The sequence below is a fragment of the Cyanobium sp. Morenito 9A2 genome (assembly GCF_024345575.1).
Taxonomy (GTDB): domain Bacteria; phylum Cyanobacteriota; class Cyanobacteriia; order PCC-6307; family Cyanobiaceae; genus ATX-6F1.
The window spans coordinates 1-15,739 of sequence record NZ_JAGQBJ010000009.1 but is presented as its reverse complement, the minus strand read 5'-3'; the positions used below and the strand labels follow the sequence as shown (position 1 = coordinate 15,739).

Sequence of the window (15,739 nt, the reverse complement as noted above, 5' to 3'; positions counted from 1 at the left end):
TTACACGAAGTCGGAGCGACTTCGGCTTAGGGCCTTTCGATCGTCTCTCCACTCCAGGGCCGCAGCGGGAATGCGGCTGTCTCCGGCATCACCACCGACGGCCCCCCCCGGCGTCACAATGGGCCCAGCGCCTGGGCAGGGTCGTCCAAGGTCCCTGTGAACGCAGGGATCCCATGCCCCCTCGCCCAACCCCGTTCCTGTGCCGGCCGCCCCAGCGCCGGCGTCCTCTGGTCGCCCTCAGGGCAGCGGGCTGGAGCCTCCTGGTGCTGCTGCTCGGCACCGCTGCGCCTCCGCCCACCGCCGCCACGCCCCGGCAGGTGATCCTGCTGCGCCATGGCGACAAGGTGGCTGCCGGGGATGGCAACTACAACCTCTCGGTCAACGGCTTTCTGCGCTCCATCAACCTGGCGCGCCTGATCCCCGCCTGTTTCGGCAGCCCCACGCACATCCGCACCTTTTTCCTCAATCCAGAAACCAGCAAGAACGCCCGCAGCTACCAGAGCGCCGTGCCTCTCGGGGTGGCCACGGGCGTCAACATCTCGATCGCCCAGTCCTCACGCGATGACTCCTTCCTCGATGGCCAGGAGATCCTGGGCGAACCGGCCTACCAGGGCGGCACCGTGGTGCTGTTCTGGGAGCACCGTCGGATGCCTGAGCTGGCCAGGGGGCTGGGCTGGGCCTCCATGGCACCCATCGGCCCGATGGAGTTCGACGGGCTCTATGTGCTGCGCTACGGCCGCCCCGGTTCCCCTCCCAGGGTGCATCGTTTCAATCAGCTCAGCCTGTTCCGGGCCCCCTGCTTCCTCAGGGCCCGCTCCCCCCTGCCCCCGTTCCCTGTGCAAGCGACCACCCCTCCCAGGGTTCGAGCTCAGTAGAAGGCGCCGCTGCGGCGCTGGTGCACCGCCGGGGTGGCGCTGCCATCGAGCAGGCCGCCGTGGCTCACCTGGGCGTAGACCAGCCAGTGGTCGCCGCATTCCATCCGTTGGGTGATGCGCGCCTCCAGCCAGGCCAGGGCCTCCGGCAGCACCGGTTGGCCGCCGGGGGTCTCCTCCAGCTCCAGGCCCGCGAAGCGGTCGGCGCCGGGGGGGAAGGGCTGCAGGAACTGCTTCATCGGTGCGCTGGAGCGTCCTTCGGCCAGCACGTTGAGGGCGAAGACGCTGCCCACGTGCATCAGCTCCTCCACGGCCCGGTCCTTGGCCACCGCCACGGTCAGCCCCGGCGGCGAGAAGCTGGCCTGGGCCACCCAGCTGGCCACCATGGCGCCGCTGATCCGCTCTGGGCCGCCGCCTTTGGAGGCGGTGAGCACGCAGAGGGGCCCGACCACACGGCCCAAGGCGAGCAGCGCCGGGTTGGAGAGGCTTTCCCCGAGGCCACCGCTGCGCAGCTGCTGCTTGCGCTGGCCCCTGAGCAGCTCCCGGGCCAGGCCGGTGCCCGTTTCCTCCAGGCGCCTGAGGGTGGGGCCGTCGGGGCTGAACTTGATCCGGATCGGCTCGAAGGCGAAGCGGAAACCGCCGTCGCGCAGCTTGCTCTCGAGCAGCTCGATCGCCTCGCCGCTCCAGCCGAAACTGCCGAACACCCCCACGGGCTTGTCGCGGTCACCCTCCGCCAGCAGGGTGCCCAGGGCCGAAACGATCGGGGTGGGGGCATGGCCCCCGAGGGTGGGGGAGCCGATCAGCACTGCGTCGCAGCCGCGGATCGCCGCCAGCAGTTGCTCGGTGGGGGCGAACTCGCAGTTGATGCTCTCCACCCGCACCCCCGCGCGCGACACCCCCTGGGCGAGGGCGTCGGCGATGGTGGCCGTGTTGCCGTAGGCGCTGGCATAGAGGAGGGCCACCGCCAGCTTGGCCTTCCCCTGGCTGGTGCCCCAGCGACGGTAGTCCGCCAGCAGGCTGCGCCAGCTCTGCTCGATCGCCGGTCCATGGCCCGGGGCGATGGTGCGGATCGGCAGCTCTTCGAGCCGGTCCACCACCGACTCCACCTGGCGCGCCATCGGCGCCATCAGGCAGTCGTAGAAGTAGCGCCGGTCTTCTTCGGTGCTGCTGGAGTTGGCCTCGGCGAAGGCCTCGCTGCAGAGGTGGGCGGCGAAGAACTTGCCGCTGAGCAGCAGGCCGGTTTGTTCTTCGAAGGCCACCAGGGCTCCGGGCCAGCGGGGCGTGGGCACGGGAATCAGGGTGAGGCGGTGGCCAGAGGCCAGATCGCGGCTCACCTCCTGCTTGACCACATCGATCGGCGGCAGGGGCGGCAAAGGCTCCTGGGCGGCGCCTTCCGCGCTGGGCTTGCGCAGCTCCCAGAGCTCCTCCACCAGCCGGGCGCCGGCGTTCGAGGCCACCAGCATCAGCTCGGGCCAGCGCTGGGCCAGTAGGCGCAGCAGCCCCACCCGGTTGGGATTGACGTGGCCCACCACCACCTTGAGGGCGGCGCCGGGGCGCACCAGCGCCGAGAGCTGCTCGAGGAACGGCGCGGCGAAGGATTCACCGGGGGGGTGCACCAGCACCGGTGGCACGGGTTGGCCAGCGCTGTTGGCTCCGGCGCTGAACAGGAAGCTGTTGGCGCTGGTGCCGCGCTCCAGCCCGTACTCCACCTCGAAGCGCAGCCGCTTCGGGCTGAGCCCGCGCAGGCAGGCCAACCCGTCATCAACGGGAAGGACGATCACGCGGCGATCACTGCCGGGGGCCGGCGCGGTGGGTATCAGGGCCATCAGTAGTGGTTCCCCACCTTGCGGTGGTGCACGGCGGTGGCGGCCTCACTGTCGGCCACGGTGCCCTCCTCCACCTCGGCATAGATGATCCAGTGGTCGGGCCCCTCCATGCGCTGGACCACCCGGCAGCCCAGGAACGCCAGGGCCTCGCTCAGCACCGGCCCGCCGGCGGCGGCTCCCTCCAGGGTCGCCACACCGGCGAAACGGTCGGCCCCCGGCGGGAAGCGCTTGAGGAAATGGCGCAGCAGGGCCTGGTGGTTGTCCTCCCGCAGGATGTTGAGCACGAAGCGGTCGCCCACCTGCATCAGCGCCTCGATCGCCCGGTCCTTGGCCACGGCGATCGAGATCCCCGGCGGATCGAAGCTCGCCTGGTTCACCCAGCTGGCGACCATGGCGCTGCTGCGCTCCTCCTGCTGGGCGGTCACGATGTAGAGCCCGCCGCTGATCCGGCCCAGGGCCTTGTCCAGGTCGCCGTCGAGGCTCTTCATCGCCGCGATCGTCTTGTCGCGGGTGAGCAGCTGGCCCAGGTCGGTGCCGGCCTCCTCACCGCGCTGGTAGTCGGTGGCATCGGGCACCTGGCGCACCCGCAGGGGGCTGAAGGCCTCCTTGAGCCCCAGGCCCCGCAGCTGGGTGGCGATGCTGTCGATCGGTTCATCGTTGCCGCCGTAGGCGTCGTAGACGGCCACGAACTGCTTGGCCTTGAGGGCCGCCAGCAGGGTGCCGATCGACTGCTGGATGTCGGCGTCGGGGCTGATCGGCCAGGTGGGCACCACCACCGCCGCCGCACCCCCCACCAGGGCCGCCAGCTCCTGGGGATCGGTGGCGCGCAGGTCCACCAGCTGCACCTCGGCCTCGGTCTTGCCGATGCCCCGGGCGATCGCCTGGCTGAGCCGGTCGCAGAAGCCGTACTGGCTGATGTAGCAGACGGCCGCGTAGGTCTCATTGGCGCTGCGCTGGCTGCTCCAGTCGCGGTAGTCGCCCACCCAGAGGTTCAGGTGCTCCCTGAGCAGGGGGCCGTGGCCGGTGGCGATCGTGGTGATCTCCGGCAGGGCGTCCATGCGCTTGAGGGCCTGCAGCACGCTGCGGGCGTTGGGGCCCATCAGGCAGTCGTAGTAGAAGCGGAAATCGGGGGCGATGGCGCCGGGATCGACGTCGAAGACGTCATCGCCGCAGTAGTGCAGGCCGAAGGCGTCGCAGGTGTAGAGGATGCCGGTGCCGTGGTCGAAGGAGAAGATCGTGTCGGGCCAGTGCAGGTTCGGGGCGCTCAGAAATTCGAAGCGGTGCTGCACGCCGCTCTCGGGGTTGGTGCCCAGATCGAGCTCCTCGCCGCTCTTCACCGCCCGGCTGCGGAAGGGCCGGTGCACCTGATCGGCCAGGTAGGCGATCGCCACCTTGGAGGCGACGATTTCGATCTCTGGGTTGAGCTCCAGCAGGTCGCCGATCAGGCCCGAGTGGTCGGGTTCGGTGTGCGAAACAATCAGATGGTCGATCGTGGCCGGATCGATCTGCTCGGCCAACAGCGGCAACCAGGTGTCACGGAATTTGGCGTGGCTGGTGTCCACCAGGGCGGTGCGCTCGCCGCGGACCAGGAAGGCGTTGTAGGTGGTGCCGTTGCGCAGGCCGAATTCGATGTCGAAGCGGCTGCGGTCCCAGTCGAGGGAGCGGATCGTGGTGGTGTCGGGCCCGATCGCTTCGCACTGGAGCGAAAGGCGGCTGGGGGCGGCGGTGGCAACGCTCATCGACAACTCCTGCGGATGGCTGAACTCTAGAAAGACCCTCGGTTTTCTTTGGTCCCATTCCAGCCCCTGCAAGGCCTCCGGCCATTGGCCTCGCTAATGGTTCCGATAGGAAGGGCCGCTCAGGGATTGCAGAAGGGGCAGTGCTGGGGATCGGCCTGGGTCAGTCCGTCAGAGCGCGGCCGTGGCTCGGTGTGAGGGCAGCTGGGGCAACCGAAGAGCTCGTGCTGGATCCATTCGGTGGGGGATCCGCACCACCCGCAGGGCAGACCAGCCACCACATCCACCTTCCCCCAGCCCGGAGCGCCGCAGGCCGGGCAGGGCGTGGCGATCCGGCGCACCAGCCGGAAGGCGAGGCGGCGGATCGAGGCCATCCGGGTGGGATTGCGGTGGGCGCGCATGTCGGTTTCGACCAGGGCAAGGCCATCGGTGGAGGCATGGCTGGCCAGGGCGATCGCCTCCCGCAGCTCGGCTCTGCCCTGGAGACCCTTGCGCAGGAAGGGTTGCGCGTCGCTCTGATGGGGCCGCACGATCACGGCATGGGCCGGGAAGCCGATCCGCTCCAGCCATGGATCCAGGTCGCTGCCGGCGTCGGCGGTGCAGTGATTGAAGTTGGTGCGACAACCCACCAGCCGTTCGGTGATCACCTGGCCTTGCGCCTGATCCACCCAGGTCATCCACTCGATTGCCAGGGGCAGGAAGGGGAGGGCCGGATGGGGCCCGAAGCTGCCTTCGCTGGCCAGGCCCAGATCCAGGCCGGTTTCCGCCATCCCCGCTTCGGCCTTGAGGCGGCAGGTGGTTTCGGCCGCTTCCAGCCGAGGGCGCTCGCCGCTGAAGGTGCCGAGGCTGTCGGTGTCGAAGCTGGTGGCCAGCACCAGCTCAGACCCCAGCCCCTTGCGAAAAGGCCTGGCGATCACGCGCTCCTTGCCATGCCGGGTGGCCAGGCTCACGGGCCGACCCCGGACCAGCCAGCCCAGGCCCGAGGGATCAGTTCCCTGCCCGGGACTCACGCTCGGAGCGCCATCATTGGGATCGGTGGACATCATCTTCGAGGCTGATTCGTGAACCCAAATGTGTGAGGAATGGGGGAACAGGTTATCCGATCACGAGAGCTGATTGCCTGGATTAAGAATCCTGTGGCCAGATTGAGTCCAAGGTCACGCTCCAGTCCTTAGTGTTCACCACCACCCAGCGAGACGCCACACGAATACGAACGTTTGATGTGTTTTCCCCTTGCCATGGGCCATGATGAACAGCCTAAATGTAAAGAATCTTCAGCTTACGCTGGAACCCTCAAGCCTCCTCCCCTCCCATCTCTGTTGGAGATTGGCTGATGGCTACATCCGTTCCAACACCTGGACATCGGAGGGTGATGTGGTGACGATCGGGTTGGCGGGTCCCGGCGACCTGATCGCCCCCCTGAATTTAGCGGGGGAAGCAAGCGAGATCGTCTGCCTCACCAGGGTCAGCGTCGAGGAAGTCAGCCCCTCGAATGAGGAGCTGACTGTTTGCCTCAACAACCAGATGGCCCAGGCGATCACCCTGCTCCGGATCGGCAGGCTTCGCCCTGTTGATACCAGGTTGATTCACCTGCTGCACTGGATCGGAGCGCGCTTCGGGATCATCAACAGCCAGGGCACCGTCTTGTCCCTTCAGGAGATGAACCTGACCCACCGCACGCTGGCTGATCTCACCGGCATGACCCGGGTGAGCGTGACCAAGGCCCTGAGCCGCTTCAAATCCAGGGGCCTGATCGTGGCCACAAGAGAGGTCGACCTGCTGCTTCCCCATGGAATCCACGGACACCCCTGGACCCTGTGACCACTCTCTTCCCTTCTTCTCCCGTTAACCCACCGCCATGACCCAAGCCACCACGACCGAGACCCCGGTCATCCCAGCCCCAGCGGTGCCCTGGCACCAGCAGTTCAGGCGGGTCCAGATCGTTCAGGCCCTCGAGTCGATTCAGGACCTCATCGCCATCTGCCTCTGCATGGGGCTCTTCTGCGTGATGGTGCTGGAGCTGCGCTCGATCTTCATGGCCCTGCTTTCCGCGCCCCAATTCCATGAGGTCACGGCCGACATCCTTTACATCCTGATCCTGGTGGAGTTGTTCCGCCTGTTGATCATCTATTTGCAGGAGCAGCGGGTGTCGATCGGGGTGTCGGTGGAGATTGCCATCGTTTCGGCCCTGCGGGAGGTGATCGTCAAAGGCGTGCTCGAAGCCGATTGGCGTCAGATTCTGGCGGTCTGCGCCTTTTTGATGGCCATGGCCGTGTTGCTGGTGGTCAGGGTCTGGCTGCCGCCCACCTTCGCCGGGGTCGACCCAGAGGGGAAGATGTCAGCGCGGGTGCGGCATTTGAGCGAGCACTGACCGGGCCACAGGCGGGTGGGCGAAGTCGACGTTTGACGGCGGCGGGGATTGATTGGCTGCGCTGATCGCTGCCATTGGTGATCCTGCGTTACCAAAGCACCCAACCGGCTCGCCCAGCCATTAACTTCTCTCGACCGCCGCAACGGTGACCCATGATCCATCCCTAGGGCCCCCTGATTCGGCCACTGGTTTTGCCATTGGCAGGCTGAATTTTCCCCAGCTTTTTTGAACGTTCACATTCCCTCGCTGATCAACAGGTTGTCGATCAGCTCCTTTCCTTTGCCCTTGATTCGATGTCAAAGCGTCGTCAATTCCTTGCTCTCATGAGCGCAACCCTGGTCGGCAGTGTGATGCTGGGGGGGTGCTTGGGCAATCCCCCAGACACCGCAGGCGGTGGGGGCGACAAGACAGCTCCTTCGGCCGCAACTGATAAGGGCCTGGAGACCAAGACGATCAGTCTTGGCTTCATCCCCATCCTTGAGGCCGCGCCCTTGGTGGTGGCGGTCGAGAAGGGCTTCTTCGCCAAGCATGGCCTGGATGTGAACCTCACCAAGCAGGCCAGCTGGCCCTCCGCCCGCGACAACGTGGTACTCGGCTCCGCCGGGGGTGGCATCGACGGTGGTCAGTGGCAGATGCCGATGCCCCAGATGATCAGTGAAGGCGCGATCACCGATGGCAAGAAGGTTCCGATGGTCGTGCTGGCGATGCTGATGAGCCAGGGCAACGGCATCGCCGCCGCCAACGCCGTCAAGGACGGCAACCTCAGCGTCGATCTCAAGAAGACCTCCCCGGGCTTCTTCGATTCCTTTGCCCAGAAGACGGGCAACAAGTTCAAGGCCTCCTACACCTTCCCGAAGGCCAACCAGGAGATCTGGATCCGTTACTGGCTGGCGGCAGGCGGCGTCGACCCCGACAAGCAGGTGGAGTTGCTCACGGTGCCCGCCACTGAAACCCTCCAGGGGATGAAGAACGGCACGATGCAGGCCTTCTCCACCGGCGACCCCTGGCCCTCCCGGATCGTCAAGGACAAGGTGGGCTACCTGGCGGCCACCACCGCCCAGCTCTGGAAGGTGCACCCTGAGGAGTATCTGGCGGTGCGGGCCGACTGGGTGGACAAGCACCCCAAGGCCGCCGTGGCCCTGCTCAAGGGGGTGATCGAAGCCCAGCAGTGGCTCGACAAGGCTGAGAACAAGGCCGAAGCCGCCAAGATCCTCAGCTCCCGCAAGTGGTACAACATTCCGGTGCCGGTGCTGGAGCAGTCGCTCAAGGGTGAGTACCTGATGGGTGCCGCCGGCAAGCCCGAGACCGACCCGGCCATGGGACCGCTCTACTGGGCCAGCGATCGGGGCGTGATCTCCTACCCCTACAAGAGCCTGACCCTGTGGTTCCTGCTCGAATCGATGCGCTGGAAGTTCTATCCGGGGGTGATCGACTCGGTCGAACAGGCCAAGGCGATCAACGACAGAACGGTTCGCGACGATCTCTGGCTCCAGGCGGCCAAGGAACTGGGCCTACCCGCCGCCGATATCCCCACCGGCTCCAGCCGCGGCAAGGAAACCTTCTTCGATGGCGTCGTCTATGACCCGGAGAATCCCCAGGCCTATCTCGACAGCCTGAAGATTAAGAAGTGAGTCTGGATTGATCCATCTCCAGGGGCTTCCAACCCCTGGAGTTTTTCAAGACACTGAGTCACTTCGGCTCCAATTCCCTTAAGGTCCACTGCCCGGTCTCGGCCGCTGCGGACCGAATCCCTTCCCCTTCCTCGTTTTTCGGAGTCTTCCTTTCATGGTCCCCACCTCACCGCGCCGCCCGGGTGCGACCCCCAGTCCCCTGGGATGGCTCACCCGCAGCTCCGGCAGCTGGCTGCCGCCGCTGCTCGGCATCGGTGGGTTCCTGCTGCTCTGGCAGATCCTTTCGATCACCAAAATGATCGCCCTGCCGGCGCCCACCAGCTTGTTCACCGAGGAGCGCACCCGCAACCTGATCCTCTACCCCTTCTATGACCGGGGCGGCCTCGATAAGGGCCTGTTCTGGCAGACGATGGCCAGTTTGGGCCGGGTCGCCCAGGGCTACACCCTCGCCGCCCTGGTGGGCATCGCCGTGGGCATCACCATCGGGCTGAAGCCCACGATCAACCGGGCTTTCGATCCCCTGTTTCAGTTCCTGCGCATGGTGGCGCCCCTGGCCTGGGTGCCGATCGCCCTGGTGCTCTTCCAGAAGAACCAGCCCGCGGCCATCTTCGTGATCTTCATCACCGCGATCTGGCCGATCCTGATCAACACCGCCGAAGGGGTGCGCCAGATTCCCCAGGATTACCGCAATGTGGCCCTCGTGCTGCAGATGTCGAACCGGCGCTTCTTCACCAAGGTGCTGATCCCTTCGGCTCTCCCTTACATCTTCACCGGCCTGCGCATCTCCATCGGCCTGGCCTGGCTGGCGATCATCGCCGCTGAGATCGTGATGCCCGGCACCCTTGGCATCGGCTTCTTCATCTGGGACGCCTACCAGCAGAACTACGTGGGCGAGATCGTGCTCGGTGTGATCTGGATCGGTGCCATCGGTCTGGTGCTCGATCGCCTGATGGCCTGGCTGCAGACCCGCATCTCCCCGGGTCAGTGACCGCCACCCCGCCTCTTGATCGCCCCGTTCCTTTGCCTTGGCCCATCAGAGCCAACCCCCAACGATGACGACATCCCTGGTTGACGTCCGCACAATCGACAAGAGTTTCGACTTGCGCGGCGGCGGCACCTACCTGGCCCTCAAGGGTATCGATCTAGAGATCACGAAGGGAGAGTTCATCTCCCTGATAGGTCACTCCGGCTGTGGCAAGTCCACCCTGCTGAACATGATCGCCGGTCTGGATCTTCCGACCGAAGGTGTTGTGCTGCTCGACGGCGAAGCCGTCAAGCGCCCCGGCCCCGACAAGATGGTGGTGTTTCAGAACTATTCCCTGCTGCCCTGGCTCACGGTGCGCGAGAACATCGGCCTGGCCGTCGATGAAGTGATGGGCGATCTCCCCAGGGAGGAGCGCAACGCCATCGTTCAGGAGCACATCGAGATGGTGGGCTTGGGTCCCGCCGAGGCCAAGCTGCCCCAGCAGCTCTCCGGTGGCATGCGCCAGCGGGTGGCGATCGCGCGCGCCCTGGCGATCCGCCCCAAGCTGCTGCTGCTCGACGAGCCCTTTGGTGCCCTCGACGCCCTCACCCGGGGCAACCTGCAGGAGAAGCTCATGCAGATCTGCAATGAGCACGAACTCACCGCTGTGATGGTCACCCACGACGTGGACGAGGCGGTGCTGCTCTCCGACCGCATCGTGATGCTCACCAACGGCCCGGGCTCGGGGATCGGCGGCATCCTGGAGGTGGACATCCCCCGGCCACGCCAGCGGCTGGAGGTGGTGCACCACCCCAGCTATTACAGCCTGCGCTCGGAGATCATCTACTTCCTCAACCGCCAGAAGCGGGTGAAGCAGTGGCGGGCCCGGCCCCACCAGACGGTGGCCCGCCACGGCCTCGAGAAGGTGAACCTGGATCTGGGCTTCCTGCCCCTGGCCGCCAGTGCGCCCCTGGCGGTGGCCGAAGCCCACGGCCTGTTCGCCAAGCATGGCCTCGACGAGGTGCAGCTGATCCGCGAACCCACCTGGCGCGGCATTGTCGATGGGCTGGTGGATGGCACCCTCGACGCCTCGCTGATGCCTGCGGGCATGCCCACCTGGATGACGGCCGGCGGCCATGGGGGCGCGCCGCTGCCGATCGTTTCGGCGCTCACCTTGAGCCGCAACGGCAACGGCATCACCCTGGGGCGCCGCCTGGCTGAGCAGGGCGTGCACACCGTGGAGGACTACCGCGCCTATCTCAAGAGCCATGAGCGCGAGCCCCACACGATGGGAATCGTGCATGAGGCCTCGATGCACAATCTGCTGCTGCGCTACTGGCTGGCGGCCAACGGCATCGATCCCGACAAGGACGTGCACCTGCAGGCCCTGCCGCCGGCCCAGATGCTCGCCGACCTCAAGGACGGCAGCATCGATGGCTATTGCGTGGGCGCCCCCTGGCTGGACCGGGCGATCCGCGACGGCCATGGCATCGCGATGGCGGGCGACCTGGCGATCTGGCCCGGCCACCCCGGCAAGGTGCTGGGCGTGCGTGAAGACTGGGCGATGGCCTACCCGAACACCCACATCGCCCTCACCAAGGCCTTGCTGGAGGCCTGCCAGTACTGCGCTGATCCGGCCCATTGGGCGGAGCTGAGCGAGCTGCTGAGTGATCGCCGCTATCTCGGCATCAAGCCGGAGCTGATCCGCTTCAGTGAGGGCAGCCCCGACGTTGACCGGGCCGGCCCGGAGAGCGAGGCGGCCGTGCCCCATCACCTCTTCTTCGGCGAAGGCCTGAACCGTCCCAGCCGCACTGAGCACCTCTGGATGATGACCCAGATGGCCCGCTGGGGTGAGATCCCCCTGCCGCGTAACTGGGTGGAGATCCTCGAGCGGGTCTGCCAGGTGGGGGTGTTCAGCACCGCTGCCCGGGAACTGGGGCTCGAGGCGGTCAGCTACCAGCGCCAGGGCATCGACCTGTTCGACGGCCTCCCCTTCAACGCCGATGACCCGATTGGTTACCTCAATGCCCAGGTGATCAAGCGTGATTTCAGCGTTGCCGAGATCCCCCTGGCGCCCCCCAGTCGCCGTTGACGCCGGCCAGCGGACCTCCCCTTGATGGCTTCGTTTCCAGTCCAGTTTCTCTCCACCGCATCCCTCCCATGTCCGCCGTGATCCAGTCCCCCGTGCCCGACCTCGGCGCGCCGCCCACCGAAGCGTTCCTGCGTTTCGAAAACGTCAGCAAGGTGTACCCCACGGCCAAGGGGCCCTACACGGTGCTGGATGGCATCGACATGGCCGTGAACCAGGGGGAGTTCATGTGCGTGATCGGCCACTCCGGTTGCGGCAAGTCCACCCTGCTGAACATGGTCTCGGGCTTCGCCACCCCTAGCGAGGGCCAGGTGGTGTTGCATGGCAACACGATCACCAGACCGGGGCCCGACCGCATGGTGGTGTTCCAGGGGTATGCGCTGCTGCCCTGGTTCACCGCCTACGAAAACGTGTATCTGGCGATCGATTCGGCGAAGCCGCATCTTCCCGAGCGGGAGAAGAAGGAGATTGCCCGGGAGCACCTGGCGATGGTCGGGCTCACCGAGGCGGCCGAGAAGAAGATCCTGCAGCTCTCCGGCGGCATGAAGCAGCGGGTGGCGATCGCCCGGGCCCTGGCGATCCGGCCGGAGGTGCTGATCCTCGATGAACCCTTCGGGGCCCTCGATGCGATCACCAAGGAGGAACTGCAGGAGGAGCTGCTCACGATCTGGAACACCCAGAAGTGCACCGTGTTGATGATCACCCACGACATCGACGAGGCCCTGTTCCTCGCCGATCGGCTGGTGATGATGACCAACGGCCCGGCCGCGAAGATCGGCGAAATCATGGAGATCAGCTTCCCGCGGCCCCGCAACCGTGAGGAGATCATGGAGGACCCCCTCTATTACGACCTGCGCAACCGGGCGCTCGATTTCCTCTATAGCCGGTTCGCCCACGACGACACCGAATGAGCCGTCGGGTTCAGATCGGCTCGGCCCAGTCTCAAGCCCCCAGCAAAAAGCCCCGGCAAGAGCCGGGGCTGGGACCTAACACTGAACCGTCTCGTGGGCTCGGGGGCCATCCCGGCGTCGCCTGGGCGCCTCAGTCCTCCACCTTCACCGACACCGTGGTGCTGGTCTGGGCCTTGGGGGCGGTGACGGTGAGCAGGCCATCGCGGTAGCGGGCCTCCAGGCGCTCCCTGTCGAGGCCGCCAGGGAAGCGGAAGGTGCGGCTCCAGGTGCCATAGCGGAATTCGCTGTGCAGGGGGCCGCTGGATTCGGCAGCGCCGTCGTCGGAGCGCAGGCAGGTTTCGGACTTGCGCTCAGCACTGATCACCAGGGATCGGTCGGTGGCCTTGACGTCGATGGAGCCCTTGTCCACGCCAGGGAGCTCCAGAACGATCGTGTAAGCCTGCTCATTGTCATGGATTTCGGCAGCGGGAACCCGCTCGGCCTGGAGCACCTGTTGCTCCAGGCGACCGAAAAGATCGAGGGGGGATTGGCGCAGGGTCAGCATGGGTTGTCCTCGGGTTGGAGTGGTTGGGGGTGAGAACGCTTCACCCGTGACGACACTGTGGCCAAGGTCCCTGGGGACATCGATGGGGAGAACCGACCGGCCCGGTACGGTGCCCCCCACCGGTTCGGCCTCCCCCACTGTCCGGTCGAAACAACCGCCCGATCCGCCTCAGATCCACCACCAGCGGCTGAAGGCGGCCCCTGGCTGGATCAACGTCTGCATCAGCCCCAGAAGAAAAGCCGTGGCGGATCGCCACGGCTCGAGCGGTTTGTGTGTGTGAAAATCTGGCCGTGGCCTGGGGCAAGACTCAGAACTTGAAGGTGGTCTTCACCAGGGCTCCGAAGTTGTTTAAGCCCTGACCGGGACCGGCGACGTTGGCAGTGGGTTGTTGTCCCTGTCCATTGAGATTGCTGATGTAGAAAACTGCTGGAGTCACGCTGATGTTGTCAGTGATCTGGAATTTGTAGCAGAGCTCCGTGATGAAGTTTGAGTCGCGAGGTGTGTCGCCGAACTGGTTTTCCCAACCACTGTAACCGCCATAACTGGTGATGAACGGTGCCTGGCCGACGGCAGCACCGAGTTCGTTGCCCTTGACGAACGCATCCTTCCCGTTCAGGCCTACGAACCACGACTGACTTTTGAGACCGTTGGCGGAGAAAGAACCCACGCCTGGGCCCCCATCAAAACTGTCGGAGCTGTAGCTGATGTAGCCCCATCCGGCGCTGATCGAGGGGGTCCAGCCAGTGGTGGAAGGCTGCCAGTAGCCGTTGATGGAAACAGCGTTGGTCTTGAGCGAGGTGTTACCACCACCGCCGAGTGCAACCAGTGGAACAGCGCCGTTCCACGTGCCCATGTTGGGGCCCTGGCTCTGGCTGTAAGTGTAGGCGGTTGAGATCGCCCAGCGGGGTTGTGTGTAGGCCAGTTGCACCGTACCGGTGGATTGCGATCCGCTGGTGCCGATGCCTCCCAGGTTGGGATTGCCCTGATTCCCGTTCGCACTGACGTAGTTGGCGCTGACCGAGAAGTTGTTTCTTTTCCACCACAGGCCGGCGCCGGAGCCGAGGTTGACGGAGTAGGTGCCGTTGTGGACAAAGAAGGCCAGGATCGGATCGGATGAGCACACCGTCGGCCACAGGGCCAGCATGTCGTCCTGACGGACTTTTGTGCCGACGGTGGCGGTGAACTCTGAGCCGATCGGGAACTGATACAAGAGGCGATTGATCGCTACCGTGTCCGCGGTTGGCGGTTGTTGCCAGGCGTTGGAGAGGAGGTTGAGGACGGTCGTCCCTGCTCCGAAGCGGGAAACCTGGAAGTTGCCGGCCCTCAGCTCGGTGCGGAGCAAATCCTTGCCGCTGAAGCTGGTGTCGAAGGCGAGGCGCAGGTCGTAGTTGAACGTGACGGCCCCCTGGGCGGCCTTGTTGAACTCGACCAGGGGGTTGTTGGAGCCACCGAAGGAGTTGCCCCCGACCACGAAGGTGGCTACACCACGGAGCTTGGTGGTGGTTGAGAACTGATTGGCCTCCAGCTCACCCACCTTCGCTTCGAGGCCATCGACGCGGCCGCGCAGCACGGCGAGTTCTTTCTTGAATTCCTCCATGAGCCTTTTGAGTTCGTCGGTCACTTCGGTGATCCGATCAAGGCAGGCGTTGAGCAGGGCAGCAGCTTCCCAGCGAGTCAGGGGCTGAGAGCCCTTGAAGGTGCTGTTGGGATAGCCGGCGACGCAGCCGTAGCGCTCAACCAAGTTTGAAAGTGCTTGATAGGCTCAGGAGGTGGGCTGGACGTCGGAGAATTGGGTGATGCTGGTGACTTGTTCCTCGGTGCCGGCGTACTTGTTGACGGCGTCAAGGTTGAAATCGGCGGCCGATGCAGCCATCGGGGCCAGAAGACCCAGGGCTGCTGGGGCCAGCAGGAGTTGCTGGACGAGTTTCATGGGAGTCCTCACACAGAATTGGCGCGATGCGCCGCTGTTTGGGTACGCAAACCGATGGAGCCGATCACCCTTTGCTGCATGTGTGATGCTCTTGGAATTGTCCTTAATCAGCTGGGCCAAGAAGATGCATTGGATTTGCGTGGACGATGTTCTATTCGATACACCGATGACTGGCGGCGGCCTGGTTTGAGTCCGGAAGGCGTCTCAACAAGACTCTCTGCCGCAGCGACGCTTTTGTTGGCATCTGCTGACTCATTGGACTCGGTTTCTGGGCTTGATTTAGGCGAAATGGAGGCGGATTCGCCTCCATTTGATGGCCGGAATCAGATTGTCTGATCTCCTTGTGGTTGTAACGATTTTGTCGTTCGTCTTCTCCTCGTACCCACGTCGGGCCTGGCCAGGGGGGTTCTGCTTGGCTCCCGGTTTCCGCGAGACCCAGATGCCCGGAATGCGTTTTCAGATCGTCGAGTCACCCCTGAGCGCTTGACTAGTAGACAAGATCTTTGGTTTTCAGTTGGTTGGTCTTTATGGCTACTATTTCGACCGATGTCCCAGTTCTTCTGATGCTTTAGATGGTGATTGGTGATTCAGAGTTCTCTTTGCCATCAAAGCAGCGTGCTTAGGATTTGGGCGCGCTCTCTTATGCAGTCATGCAATTTCACGCTGGCAAAATCATTGTATGAGCCTCCACTTAGGCTGTCGCCATCACGGCTCTGGCTGCGGTAATTCCCTACTAAGTGTGTCGCCCCACCACGTTGCTCAGCTGACACGGGGGTGTGAGGTCGCCAGGGTCGGAGTGTCACCGCCGTCCCAAGACCCTAGCGGCGGAAGCCGGGATCAGCCTCCGCAGTGCTTACAAGTGGCT

At 64.9% G+C, this 15,739-nt stretch carries 12 protein-coding genes and 1 pseudogene; 8 read left to right on the top strand and 5 right to left on the bottom strand.

The annotated features are described in order from the left end of the window. The first annotated feature begins 173 nt into the window (after window positions 1–173). Window positions 174–875 carry a hypothetical protein gene (locus KBY88_RS11195; RefSeq protein ID WP_254940021.1) on the top strand — a complete coding sequence of 234 codons (702 nt, stop codon included), beginning with the start codon at window positions 174–176 and terminating at the stop codon, window positions 873–875. On the opposite strand, the gene KBY88_RS11190 is transcribed toward KBY88_RS11195, so the two are convergent. The 3 genes from KBY88_RS11190 to KBY88_RS11180 form a co-directional block, all read right to left on the bottom strand. After that, window positions 869–2,698 (bottom strand): diflavin flavoprotein, encoded by a 1,830-nt coding sequence (locus KBY88_RS11190; protein WP_254940020.1) that lies wholly within the window; start codon window positions 2,696–2,698, stop codon window positions 869–871. The two genes, KBY88_RS11195 and KBY88_RS11190, sit on opposite strands and share 7 nt — an antisense overlap. Beyond that, on the bottom strand, window positions 2,698–4,437 hold the full coding sequence (locus KBY88_RS11185) for a diflavin flavoprotein (RefSeq protein WP_254940019.1): 1,740 nt from the start codon (window positions 4,435–4,437) through the stop codon (window positions 2,698–2,700). The genes KBY88_RS11190 and KBY88_RS11185 overlap by 1 nt, the downstream gene beginning before the upstream one ends. Before the next feature lie 119 nt (window positions 4,438–4,556). Then, complete coding sequence (locus KBY88_RS11180; RefSeq protein WP_254940018.1) at window positions 4,557–5,477, bottom strand: DUF6671 family protein; 921 nt, start codon at window positions 5,475–5,477, stop codon at window positions 4,557–4,559. 334 nt (window positions 5,478–5,811) lie between these two features. Here KBY88_RS11180 and KBY88_RS11175 point away from each other — a divergent pair, with 334 nt between their 5' ends. The 6 genes from KBY88_RS11175 to KBY88_RS11150 all read left to right on the top strand — a co-directional run bounded on the left by KBY88_RS11175 (window position 5,812) and on the right by KBY88_RS11150 (window position 12,400). Beyond that, on the top strand, window positions 5,812–6,255 hold the full coding sequence (locus tag KBY88_RS11175) for a Crp/Fnr family transcriptional regulator (RefSeq protein ID WP_254940017.1): 444 nt from the start codon (window positions 5,812–5,814) through the stop codon (window positions 6,253–6,255). 37 nt (window positions 6,256–6,292) lie between these two features. Further along, complete coding sequence (locus KBY88_RS11170; protein ID WP_254940016.1) at window positions 6,293–6,805, top strand: phosphate-starvation-inducible PsiE family protein; 513 nt, start codon at window positions 6,293–6,295, stop codon at window positions 6,803–6,805. Window positions 6,806–7,098: 293 nt separating this feature from the next. Further along, window positions 7,099–8,436 carry a CmpA/NrtA family ABC transporter substrate-binding protein gene (locus KBY88_RS11165; RefSeq protein WP_254940015.1) on the top strand — a complete coding sequence of 446 codons (1,338 nt, stop codon included), beginning with the start codon at window positions 7,099–7,101 and terminating at the stop codon, window positions 8,434–8,436. A 154-nt stretch (window positions 8,437–8,590) separates the two neighbouring features. Beyond that, window positions 8,591–9,424, top strand: coding sequence for a nitrate ABC transporter permease (ntrB, locus tag KBY88_RS11160; protein WP_254940014.1), 834 nt, complete (start codon window positions 8,591–8,593; stop codon window positions 9,422–9,424). 64 nt (window positions 9,425–9,488) lie between these two features. Next, a complete protein-coding gene (locus tag KBY88_RS11155; RefSeq protein WP_254940013.1) occupies window positions 9,489–11,492 on the top strand; it encodes an ABC transporter ATP-binding/substrate-binding protein in 2,004 nt (667 codons plus the stop codon). Between the two features lie 68 nt (window positions 11,493–11,560). Beyond that, window positions 11,561–12,400, top strand: coding sequence for a nitrate ABC transporter ATP-binding protein (locus tag KBY88_RS11150; RefSeq protein ID WP_254940012.1), 840 nt, complete (start codon window positions 11,561–11,563; stop codon window positions 12,398–12,400). A gap of 130 nt (window positions 12,401–12,530) precedes the next feature. On the opposite strand, the gene KBY88_RS11145 is transcribed toward KBY88_RS11150, so the two are convergent. Next, entirely contained in the window at window positions 12,531–12,944 is a 414-nt protein-coding gene (locus tag KBY88_RS11145; RefSeq protein ID WP_254940011.1) for an Hsp20/alpha crystallin family protein, read from the bottom strand. A 307-nt stretch (window positions 12,945–13,251) separates the two neighbouring features. Further along, window positions 13,252–14,874, bottom strand: a pseudogene (locus KBY88_RS11140) (iron uptake porin). A gap of 54 nt (window positions 14,875–14,928) precedes the next feature. On the opposite strand from KBY88_RS11140, the gene KBY88_RS11135 reads away from it, so the two are divergent. Then, complete coding sequence (locus KBY88_RS11135) at window positions 14,929–15,210, top strand: hypothetical protein (RefSeq protein ID WP_254940147.1); 282 nt, start codon at window positions 14,929–14,931, stop codon at window positions 15,208–15,210. Window positions 15,211–15,739 lie beyond the last annotated feature (529 nt).

Bases quoted from the DNA above. Each gene is read 5' to 3' on its own strand.
- KBY88_RS11195 (WP_254940021.1), top strand. From the start codon at position 174: ATGCCCCCTCGCCCAACCCCGTTCCTGTGCCGGCCGCCCCAGCGCCGG.
- KBY88_RS11190 (WP_254940020.1), bottom strand. From the start codon at position 2,698: ATGGCCCTGATACCCACCGCGCCGGCCCCCGGCAGTGATCGCCGCGTG.
- KBY88_RS11185 (WP_254940019.1), bottom strand. From the start codon at position 4,437: ATGAGCGTTGCCACCGCCGCCCCCAGCCGCCTTTCGCTCCAGTGCGAA.
- KBY88_RS11180 (WP_254940018.1), bottom strand. From the start codon at position 5,477: ATGTCCACCGATCCCAATGATGGCGCTCCGAGCGTGAGTCCCGGGCAG.
- KBY88_RS11170 (WP_254940016.1), top strand. From the start codon at position 6,293: ATGACCCAAGCCACCACGACCGAGACCCCGGTCATCCCAGCCCCAGCG.
- KBY88_RS11165 (WP_254940015.1), top strand. From the start codon at position 7,099: ATGTCAAAGCGTCGTCAATTCCTTGCTCTCATGAGCGCAACCCTGGTC.
- ntrB (WP_254940014.1), top strand. From the start codon at position 8,591: ATGGTCCCCACCTCACCGCGCCGCCCGGGTGCGACCCCCAGTCCCCTG.
- KBY88_RS11155 (WP_254940013.1), top strand. From the start codon at position 9,489: ATGACGACATCCCTGGTTGACGTCCGCACAATCGACAAGAGTTTCGAC.
- KBY88_RS11150 (WP_254940012.1), top strand. From the start codon at position 11,561: ATGTCCGCCGTGATCCAGTCCCCCGTGCCCGACCTCGGCGCGCCGCCC.
- KBY88_RS11145 (WP_254940011.1), bottom strand. From the start codon at position 12,944: ATGCTGACCCTGCGCCAATCCCCCCTCGATCTTTTCGGTCGCCTGGAG.
- KBY88_RS11135 (WP_254940147.1), top strand. From the start codon at position 14,929: ATGGAGCCGATCACCCTTTGCTGCATGTGTGATGCTCTTGGAATTGTC.